This window comes from Corynebacterium sp. (genome assembly GCF_012837295.1).
Taxonomy (GTDB): Bacteria; Actinomycetota; Actinomycetes; order Mycobacteriales; family Mycobacteriaceae; genus Corynebacterium.
On the sequence record NZ_DURI01000132.1, the window covers coordinates 1 to 9,248 of the forward strand.

Annotated in this window: 9 protein-coding genes; 8 read left to right on the forward strand and 1 reads right to left on the reverse strand. The window is 71.0% G+C overall.

The window, feature by feature from the left end:
- Positions 1-206: 206 nt before the first annotated feature.
- Positions 207-1,151 (reverse strand): DUF3515 domain-containing protein, encoded by a 945-nt coding sequence (locus GX015_RS04460; RefSeq protein ID WP_291343100.1) that lies wholly within the window; start codon positions 1,149-1,151, stop codon positions 207-209.
- Positions 1,152-1,250: 99 nt separating this feature from the next.
- Here GX015_RS04460 and GX015_RS04465 point away from each other — a divergent pair, with 99 nt between their 5' ends.
- The 8 genes from GX015_RS04465 to GX015_RS04500 all read left to right on the forward strand — a co-directional run bounded on the left by GX015_RS04465 (position 1,251) and on the right by GX015_RS04500 (position 9,116).
- Positions 1,251-2,201, forward strand: coding sequence for a thiamine-phosphate kinase (locus GX015_RS04465; RefSeq protein ID WP_291343102.1), 951 nt, complete (start codon positions 1,251-1,253; stop codon positions 2,199-2,201).
- Positions 2,201-2,956: a uracil-DNA glycosylase gene (locus GX015_RS04470; protein WP_102212031.1), complete on the forward strand. Its 756-nt coding sequence runs from the start codon at positions 2,201-2,203 to the stop codon at positions 2,954-2,956. Before GX015_RS04465 ends, GX015_RS04470 begins: the two co-directional genes overlap by 1 nt.
- A gap of 10 nt (positions 2,957-2,966) precedes the next feature.
- Positions 2,967-4,691: a DAK2 domain-containing protein gene (locus tag GX015_RS04475; protein ID WP_291343104.1), complete on the forward strand. Its 1,725-nt coding sequence runs from the start codon at positions 2,967-2,969 to the stop codon at positions 4,689-4,691.
- Between the two features lie 12 nt (positions 4,692-4,703).
- The gene (locus GX015_RS04480) at positions 4,704-6,869 is read left to right on the forward strand and encodes an ATP-dependent DNA helicase RecG (protein WP_291343105.1); all 2,166 of its coding nucleotides are present in this window, start codon (positions 4,704-4,706) and stop codon (positions 6,867-6,869) included.
- A 33-nt stretch (positions 6,870-6,902) separates the two neighbouring features.
- Positions 6,903-7,199, forward strand: coding sequence for a biotin/lipoyl-containing protein (locus GX015_RS04485; protein WP_102212028.1), 297 nt, complete (start codon positions 6,903-6,905; stop codon positions 7,197-7,199).
- On the forward strand, positions 7,196-7,774 hold the full coding sequence (rsmD, locus tag GX015_RS04490) for a 16S rRNA (guanine(966)-N(2))-methyltransferase RsmD (protein WP_291343106.1): 579 nt from the start codon (positions 7,196-7,198) through the stop codon (positions 7,772-7,774). The genes GX015_RS04485 and rsmD overlap by 4 nt, the downstream gene beginning before the upstream one ends.
- Positions 7,771-8,244 carry a pantetheine-phosphate adenylyltransferase gene (gene coaD, locus GX015_RS04495; RefSeq protein WP_291343108.1) on the forward strand — a complete coding sequence of 158 codons (474 nt, stop codon included), beginning with the start codon at positions 7,771-7,773 and terminating at the stop codon, positions 8,242-8,244. Before rsmD ends, coaD begins: the two co-directional genes overlap by 4 nt.
- A 74-nt stretch (positions 8,245-8,318) precedes the next feature.
- Positions 8,319-9,116, forward strand: coding sequence for a DivIVA domain-containing protein (locus GX015_RS04500; RefSeq protein ID WP_291343110.1), 798 nt, complete (start codon positions 8,319-8,321; stop codon positions 9,114-9,116).
- Positions 9,117-9,248 lie beyond the last annotated feature (132 nt).

A 9,248-nucleotide genomic window follows, 5' to 3' on the forward strand; every position in this document is an offset into this window, starting at 1 on the left:
CGGCGGGGTGGACGAATCCGGGGCGGACGATGCGTCGTGAAGCCCGGGAAAAGCGGAAGGCTAAGTGGGACGAGGAAGGAAAGTGACCGCACGGCAAATATGCGACCGCCCGCCACGACCGGTGCGGTGTGGCGGGCGGTGCGGGTGATGCAGATGTTGCGGGTACTGCCGGTAAAGCTGGTCCCGCGGGGAACCCCGGGGGCGAACTACTGCTCGCTGGGCGAGATGTTCTTCAGGTTCGCGGAAATGATCTCGGACAGCGCCGGCAGGACTCCGGAAGCCTCGCCGACCGGGAGGTGCACGGCCACGAAACGCTCGCGGCCCATCGCGTACCAGGTGCCCACGTCACCGGACGACAGCGACGGCTCGGAGAACCACACGATGTCGTTGATCTGGGTCAGCTGCTCCTCGGTATCGGCGTACCCGGCGGGCGCATCGACGCCGCAGCGCAGCGAAATGAGATTGCCGATGCCGTCGGCCCACACCATCGAGCCGGCGGGCAGGTCGGCGTCCTCGACGCGCTTGCGCTCGCCGATCTCCGTGGGCAATGCCGCCATGAGGGCGGAGCAGCGGTCATCGGCCTCGTCGGCGGCCAAGTCGGTCAGCGGCACGGGGTTCGGGGCGGGGGCGTCGCCGACCTCGGAATCCGGGAGCATCGCCTCGGACAAGCCGGGGATGGCGTCGGCACGGGAGGCATCGGCGGTCACCGCCACGACCGGGGTGCGGCCGATCGCGAACCACGTGGCCAGGGTCGAGCCCTCGGTGGTGTCGTTGATGCGGACCCACTTCACGCCATCGTGCTCCTCGGTGACGGACAGGTCCGTGTACTGGACGGGCACGGAAGCGCCGCAGCGCAGCGTCACCCGCTCATCGGCGGTGTTGCGCCACACCGCCGCACCAATCGGGGCGGGCTCGGCGAGTTCGGCGCGAACCAGCCCGTCGAGACGATCGGGCAGGCGGTCGAGAAGCTCGGCGCACTTCGGGGAATCGTCGTCCGGCATGTCCGGCGCCGACAACGACACGGGGTTGCGGGCCTGGTCATCCTGGAACAGCTTTGCCCCGATGATCACACCGAGAGTGAGCAATACCGCGAGGGCCAGTGCGATGCCCGCACGGCGCCGGTTACCCTGAGCCTGAACGTTTTCTCCCATGTGGGAAAAGTCTACTTCGCCCCCGCCCCGGGCGATGCGCCGCCCCGCGGCGTCCCCGGCGGACCAGGGAGCCGCGGAAGGAACGGTGACCCAAAAGCCATGACGACAGTTGGAGAAGCCGGCGAACACGCCGTCATCGCCGCCATCCGCGAAGCCGCCCCCTCGGCCCGAAACGGCGACGACGCAGCGGTGTTGTCCATGACGACCCCCAACGCCCGCTACATCGCCTCCACCGACATGCTCGTCGAGGGCCGCCACTTCTCCCTCGACTGGTCCACCCCCGAGCAGGTGGGGGCCAAGGCCGCGGTGCAGAACTTCGCCGACGTCGAGGCGATGGGCGCCCGGCCGACGGCGATCCTCATGGGATTGTCCGTGCCGGAGGACACGGATCTCGAGGTTGTGCGGGGCATCGCCAAGGGCCTGCGCGACCAGGGTCGCGAGTGCGCGGCCGAACTCGTCGGCGGCGATGTCGTGGGCGGCGATTCGCTGGTCATCTCCATCACCGCGATGGGCGAGCTCGGCGGCCCGGGGCGCCCGCTGGTCCGTTCGGCCGCGCGCCCCGGCGACGTGGTCATCGCCGCCGGCCGAATCGGGCATTCCGGCGCCGGCCTGGATCTGCTGAAGCGGTACGGATCGCCGTCCGCGGTCCCGGACCGATTCCGGGAGCTTGTCGACGCCCACCTCGTCCCCGATTTCTCCTACGGCCGCGGTCCCGTCGCACGCGCGGCCGGGGTGAATGCGCTGACCGACAATTCGGACGGCCTGATCGTGGATCTCACGGAGATCGCGACGGCGTCGAACATCACCATCGACGTCGACGAGGACGCCATCGCCCCGTCGGAACTGCTCATGGCCGCGGCCGATTGCCTGGACACCGATCCGTGGCGGTGGGTCCTCGCCGGCGGGGAGGATCACACGTTGTTGGGGACGACGCCGGGCGAACCGCCGACGGGATTCCGTCGCATCGGCACCGCCCACCGCGACCGGGGTCTGCCGGTGTCCGTCGGCGGGCGCCAGCCGTGGCTGCGCGGGGGATGGGTGAGCTTCTGATGACCGACGCGCACGGCTCCGGCCACATCTCCCACCCCGGCGACCTCGGTGTCGAACCTGATGCCCGCGGCGTCGACTCGAGCGACCCGCACCAGCGCCCCCTCCCGGTCGAAGCCGGTTGGGCCCGTGCGCTGGAGCCCGTCGCCGACCGCATCCACGCGATGGGCGATTTCCTGCGCGCCGAAAACGACGCCGGCCGCGGCTATCTGCCGGCGGGGGAGGACGTGCTGAGGGCGTTCACCAAGCCTTTCGACGACGTCCGCGTCCTCATCGTCGGCCAGGACCCGTATCCCACGCCGGGGCACGCGATGGGGCTGAGCTTTTCGGTGCACCCGGACGTCCGGCCACTGCCGCGCTCGCTGGCGAACATCTACCGCGAATACGAGTCCGATCTGGGTCTGACACCGCCGGAGCATGGTGACCTGTCGCGATGGACGGACAACGGCGTCGCCCTGTTCAATAGGGTGCTCACGGTGCAGCCGGGCAAGCCCGCGTCGCACCGCCGCAAGGGGTGGGAGGACGTCACGGAAGAAGCGATCCGAGCGCTGGCCCGCCGCGACGCCCCGATGGTCGCGATCCTGTGGGGCCGCGACGCGCAGACCGCGCAACGGCTGCTCGGCGACGTGCCGTGCATCTGCTCCGCGCACCCGTCGCCGCTGAGCGCTTCCCGCGGCTTCTTCGGCTCCCGCCCGTTCTCCCGCGCCAACGACGCGCTGCGGTCGATGGGCGCCGAACCCGTGGACTGGACGCTGTAATATGCCCGCCATGTCCTCGCCCGCCCGGCCCGCCCGGCCTTCCCGGCCCGCCCGCATCGACGGAGCCTCGCTGCTGAGCTGGGCCCGCCGCTGCGTGGTGGTGCTGGAACGGCGCCGCGAGGAAATCAACGACCTCAACGTCTTCCCCGTCCCCGACGCCGACACCGGATCCAACATGGCCGCGACGATGGCGGCGGCGCTGAAGGAAGCCGAAGCCGCCGCCGAAAAGGCCGCCGAGGCAGCGCAAAAGGCGGCCGAGAAGGCCGGCGCCGCCGCGGCCGGCCCCTTCGGGGCGACGGGCCCCTCGGGAGAGAACGACGGGGCGTCGGAAAGCGGGTCCGTACCCGTGGCGCAGGCCCCCGACGCCCACGACATCGCCATCGCGCTGGCCGCCGGCGCCGTCCGCGGCGCGCGCGGCAATTCGGGAACCGTCCTCTCGCAGGTGCTGCGGGCCCTGGCCGAGGCCGCGGCCCCCGGCGGTTTCGTCGGCGAGCACGTGCAAAAGGCCCTGGACACGGCGGTGAAGCACGTCGACCGGGCGATCGCCGACCCGGTGGAGGGCACCATCCTCACCGTCCTGCGCCAGGCTGCCGTCGCCGCGGGCCGGCATGATTCGGCCGACCTCGTCGGCGTCGTCGCCGCCGCCTCCGACGCCGCGCGCACGGCACTCGACCGCACGCCGACGCAGCTCGCCGTCCTGCGCGAGGCGGGCGTCGTCGATGCGGGTGGCGCGGGACTGGTGCTGCTTCTCGACGCGCTTCTCGACGAAGTGTCCGGCGAATCCCCCGAAGAACCCGACCTCCACGTCACCCAGTCCGCGGCAGACGGTCCCGAGCTGGAGGTCATGCTGCTCATCGACGTGACCCCCGACCGGATGGACGAGTTCCGGTCCACGATGCATTCGCTGGGCAATTCGCTGGTCATCGCCGGCGAGGGCGGGGACCGGCACATGATGCACGTCCACTCCACCGACGCAGGGGCCATCATCGAGGCCGTGCTCGACTTCGGGCGGCCGGAGAACATCCGCATCGAGGTCATCGACGACGGTTCGGCCGCCGGCGCCGCTAGCCAGACCGCGCCATCGCGATCGCTGCTGGCCGTCGCCCCGACCGGCCCCATCTCCGAGCTCTTCGCCTCCGCGGGGGCGCATCCGGTGGGGCCGGACGGCGACGTCGTCGGCTCGATCCTCGGGGCCATCGCGGGGCTGCGCGGCGACGGTGACGTCCTGCTGCTGCCCAACGGGCTGGTGGGCAATCGCGAGCTCATCCAGGTGGAGCTCGCGGCCCAGGCCGGCGGCCACTCCATCACCATCCTGCCGACGGCCACCCTGGCCAACGGGCTGGCCGCCCTCGCGGTGCACGACCCGACGATTCCGCTCGCCGTCGACGCCTACGCCATGAGCGAGGCCTCCGCCGGCATGCGCACCGCCACCCTCGACGCCGCGCCGAGCGCCGGTCTCACCGCCGCGGGCCCGTGCGCGAAGGGCGACGTGCTGGCCACGGTGGGCGGCGACATCCTCGTCGTGGCCGACACCGTCGCCGAGGCGCTGACCCGCACCGTCGAATTGATGCTGCGCTCCGGCGGCGAGCTGGTCACCGTGCTGCTGGGCACGGGCGTCGACCCCGAGTCGACCACCGAGCTGCGCCGCCGCCTGGAGGACGTCGCACCTGGCGTCGACGTCACGGCCTACGCCGCCGACGGCATGGCGGAGCTCGCTCAGATCGGCGTGGAGTAGCGGGCGCGGGCGATGCTGGGCTGGTTGGCGACGGCGACGGCCATGACGCCGCTCAAGGACGTCCTCGAGCCGAAGGTCGCCCGCAAGATCAAGGAGTCCCTCGGGGCTTCGTCGGTGGGGGAGCTGCTCTCCCATCTGCCCCAGCGCTACGCCGCCCAGGGCCACAGCCTCAACGTCGACTACGCCCAGGTCGGGGAATCGATCACGGCGGTCGTGGAAGTGGTGAACGTCGCAAAGCACCAGGCCCACGAACAACAGAACGTGACCTGGAAGGACAAGGCCCGGTACCCGCTGCGCGTGACCGTCACCGACGGCGCGCGGACCATGCCGATGCCCATCTTCGGGCAGTCGTGGCTGGGCAGGGTCCTGCACCCGGGCACGCGGCTGCTGGTGCTGGGGACGCTCGGGGAGTTTCAGGGGCAGCCGCAGATCACCAACGCCGACGTCTTGGTCATCGGCGCCGACGGGCAGCCGGGGGCGGCGACCGGGAAGCTGAAGAAGCTCATCGACGGCGCCGACGGCATGGCGGAGCTGCGCGGCCTGCTCGCGCTGCCGTTCCTGCCCATTCACCGGGGGCGGAAGGGGCTGTCCGGGATTCTGATGGCGCTGTACATCCGCCGGGTGCTGCGGTGGCTGCCGCGCCAGCCCGAGCCGCTGCCGGAATACCCCGGCGCGCTGCCCGGCTTCGACACCGCCCTGCGCGAGGCGCATTTTCCCGGACCCGACGGCCCCATGGCGGCGCTGAACCGCCTCAAATACGACGAGGCCCTGGAGCTCCAGCTGGCCCTGGCCCTGCGTCGCGCGGGCAACGCCGAGCGAGTGGCGCCGGAATGCCCGCCGGTCGGGGACGGGCCCGGCCGCGTCGCCAAGCTCGAGTCCCACCTGCCCTTCGAGCTGACGCGCGGCCAGCGCCTCGTCCACGAGGACATCACCCGCGACCTGTCCCGCCCGACGCCCATGAACCGCCTGCTGCAGGGCGAGGTCGGCTCGGGCAAGACGGTCGTCGCCCTGCTGGGCATGCTGCAGGTCCTCGACGTCGGCCGCCAGAGCGTGCTCCTCGCGCCGACGGAGGTCCTGGCGGGGCAGCACGCGCGGACGATCTCGGGCCTGCTTGACGACGCCGGCGTCGACGCCAAGGTGGTCCTGCTGACGGGTTCGATGTCGGTGGGCGAGAAGCGGGCGGCGCTGCTGGACATCGTCAGCGGCGAGGCGGGCATCATCGTCGGCACTCATGCGCTGCTCAGCGACGGCGTCGAGTTCTTCGACCTGGGGCTCGTGGTCATCGACGAGCAGCACCGGTTCGGCGTGCGTCAGCGCGACCGGCTGCGCGAGCGCGGCCGCGACGGCATGACCCCGCACGTGCTCGTGATGACGGCGACGCCCATCCCGCGCACCTTGGCCATGACGGTGTTCGGCGACCTGGACGTCTCCGAATTGAAGGAACTGCCGGGAGAGCGGCAAGAGGTGAAGACGATCGTGGTTCCGACCGTCGAAAAGCCGACCTGGGAAGCGCGTGCCTGGGAGGTCATCAAGGAACAGGTCGATGAGGGGCACCGGGCGTTCGTCGTGTCGCCGCGGATCCTCGGCGAGGGCGAATCCGTCGAGGACAATTTCGACCTGGCGCGCCGCAACCTGCCCGGCGTCGACGTCGGGTTCCTGCACGGCCGGATGTCGCCGGAGGAAAAGGGGGCCGCGATGGCCGACTTCGTCTCCGGGCGCACGTCGGTGCTGGTGGCGACGACGGTCATCGAAGTCGGCGTCAACGTGCCCGAGGCGACCGTGATGATGATCCGCCGCGCCGAAAGCTACGGCGTCTCCCAGCTGCACCAGCTGCGCGGGCGCATCGGCCGCGGCGGGCTGCCCGGCCGGTGCTTCATGTGCACCGAAACCTGGTCCAACACGCCGGAGCGGGCGCGGCTCGAGGCGATCGCCGAGACCAACGACGGTTTCCAGTTGGCCGAGATCGACGTGCGCACCCGCAAGCACGGCGATGTCCTGGGCGAGGGACAATCGGGGCTCACCGCCGGGCTGGGGCTGCTCAACCTCGGGGAGGACGTCCGCGTCATCGAGCGGGCGCGCAAGGACGCCGCGAAACTCGCCGCCAGCGATCCCGATTTCGCGCGCCGCCTGACCTACGACATCACCGACGAGGAAGCCGGCTTCCTGGACCGCAGCTGAGTCGTTCGCGGCGTCGCCCGTAGACTCGGGGCCATGAGCGAAACGAACGGTGACGACGGTGCCGTGGTCGTGTGCGCCCCCTTTGCGGGAGTGGCGCGGCTGCAGGTCGCCGAGGGCGATGACGTGACCACCGGACTGCCCGTGGCGGTGGTCGAAGCCGTGAAGCTGGAGGCCCCGGTGCCGGCGCCGTGCCCCGCGACGGTGACGAAGATCCTGGTCGAAGACTTCTCCGACGTCTCCGGCGGCGACCCGCTGCTGATGCTGGAGCCGAAGGGCGCGGTCGCGCCGGGCGAGGCGGGCAGTGCGGGAGAGGCGGGGGCCGCCCGATGACCCGCATCATCTCCGGGGTGGCCCGGGGCCGCAGGCTCGTCGCGCCCAAGGGCGACGCCACCCGGCCGACGACCGACCGGGCGCGGGAGGCGATCTTCTCGTCGTGGTCGTCGCGGTTCGGCATCGAGGGCACGACGGTCCTGGACCTGTTCGCCGGTTCCGGTGCGTTGGGCCTGGAGGCGGCGTCGCGCGGCGCCGACGAGGTCGTCCTCGTCGAGTCGAACCCGGCGGCGTGCCGGGCGATCCACACGAACATCGACACGGTCGGCCACCCCCGCGTCACCGTCGCCGAGATGAAGGCGTCGACCTACCTGGCCGGAGCGCCGACGGACCATTTCGACCGGGTCATCGCCGATCCGCCCTATGAGCTGGCGGGGGAGGCCGTCACCGAGATGCTCGAGGCCCTGCGCCCGGCCCTGCGCGACGGCGCGGTGGTCACCGTCGAGCGCCATTCTTCCGACGACGAAACCGTCTGGCCGGAGGGATACGGCATCCTGGAGCAGAAGCTCAAGCGCCGCATCCACGGCCTGGCCCGCTTCGACACCGCGATCTACCGACGAGGGGACGACCAATGACCCACGCCTGCTGCCCCGGTTCCTACGACCCGTTGACCAGTGGCCACCTGGACGTCATCGAGCGCACGTCGGCGCTATTCGACGACGTCACCGTCCTGGTCACCCACAACCCGAACAAGCAGGGGATGTTCACCCCCGAGGAGCGGATGCGCCTCATCGAGGAATGCACTGGCCACCTGCCCAACGTGCGCGTCGACTCCTGGTCCGAACTGCTCGTGGACTACACCACCGAGCACGGGATCCTGACCCTGGTCAAGGGCCTGCGGTCTGCGATGGACTACGAGTACGAGGTCCCCATGGCCCAGATGAACCGCCGCATGTCCGGCGTCGACACGCTGTTCATCGAGGCCGACCCGAAGTACGGCCACGTCTCGTCGACCCTGATGAAGGAAGTCGTCCGCTACGGCGGCTCCGTCGAGGGGCTCGTCCCGGAGCCGGTGCAGAAGGCGCTGCGGGCGCGGCTGACGTAGGCCGTCGTCAAGCCGCAAAACGCCGTGGCCAGCAATCACGGCATCCCCGCAGGTCATCGCGTAACCTGAGCGGCATGTACCGCGTCTTTGAAACCCTCGATGAACTTGTCCAGACCGTCGAGGAAGCTTATGGCGTCCCGATGACGGCGAACTGCATGGTGCCGCGCCGCGACGTGCTGGTGCTTCTCGACGAATTGCGCAACGCGTTTCCCTCCGAGCTCGATGATGCGCAGGATGTCCTCGACCAGCGCGACATGATCGTCAGCGACGCGGAGGCCACCGCCGCCGAGTCGATCGCCGCGGCCGAGGAAGAGGCCCGCCGGATCATGGACGAGGCCGAGGACCGCTCCCGCCGCATGGTGGAGGACGCGGAGAATCGCGCCCACGCCACGGTCGCGGAGGCGCAGAACGACGCCGACCGCCGCCGCGAGGACGCCGATCGCGAATACCACCAGGTCACCGAGCGCGCCGCGTCCGAGGCCGACCGCCTCGTCGCGTCGGGCAACGCGGCCTACGACCGCTCCGTGCAGGACGGCCTCGCCGAGCAGCAGCGCCTGGTGTCCGAGTCCACCGTCGTGCACGAGGCGAACGAGGAGGCCCGCCGGGTCGTGGAGTCCGCCTACGCGGATTCCAAGCGCCTGCGCGGCGAGTGCGACGTGTACGTGGACAACAAGCTCGCCGAGTTTGAGGCCTCGCTGTCGGAGACCCTGCGTTCCGTGGGCCGCGACCGCTCCGCCCTGCGCAAGGGCGCGGGCGCCTCGGGTGCCGTCGGCGCGGACCGCTCCGACCGCTCGGAGCGTTCCGAGCGCCCGGATCGCGAGGATCACGGCGGGGAGCGCCAATACGACCGCGGCGGCGACTACCGACGCTGACGCGGTCGCCGAAGAGGGACTCCGGCGGGGGAGGTAGGATGACGGCATTATGACTGCCGTTTCCCCTTTCGTGTTTGACGTGGGCCGGGTGCTGCGCGAAGGCGCGCCCGAGCCCTTTTCCCGTGTCGGCGA

What these genes read in the sequence shown, in the direction of transcription:
- GX015_RS04460 (WP_291343100.1), bottom strand. Translation starts at nt 1,151, where the DNA reads ATGGGAGAAAACGTTCAGGCTCAGGGTAACCGGCGCCGTGCGGGCATC.
- GX015_RS04465 (WP_291343102.1), top strand. Translation starts at nt 1,251, where the DNA reads ATGACGACAGTTGGAGAAGCCGGCGAACACGCCGTCATCGCCGCCATC.
- GX015_RS04470 (WP_102212031.1), top strand. Translation starts at nt 2,201, where the DNA reads ATGACCGACGCGCACGGCTCCGGCCACATCTCCCACCCCGGCGACCTC.
- GX015_RS04475 (WP_291343104.1), top strand. Translation starts at nt 2,967, where the DNA reads ATGTCCTCGCCCGCCCGGCCCGCCCGGCCTTCCCGGCCCGCCCGCATC.
- GX015_RS04480 (WP_291343105.1), top strand. Translation starts at nt 4,704, where the DNA reads ATGCTGGGCTGGTTGGCGACGGCGACGGCCATGACGCCGCTCAAGGAC.
- GX015_RS04485 (WP_102212028.1), top strand. Translation starts at nt 6,903, where the DNA reads ATGAGCGAAACGAACGGTGACGACGGTGCCGTGGTCGTGTGCGCCCCC.
- rsmD (WP_291343106.1), top strand. Translation starts at nt 7,196, where the DNA reads ATGACCCGCATCATCTCCGGGGTGGCCCGGGGCCGCAGGCTCGTCGCG.
- coaD (WP_291343108.1), top strand. Translation starts at nt 7,771, where the DNA reads ATGACCCACGCCTGCTGCCCCGGTTCCTACGACCCGTTGACCAGTGGC.
- GX015_RS04500 (WP_291343110.1), top strand. Translation starts at nt 8,319, where the DNA reads ATGTACCGCGTCTTTGAAACCCTCGATGAACTTGTCCAGACCGTCGAG.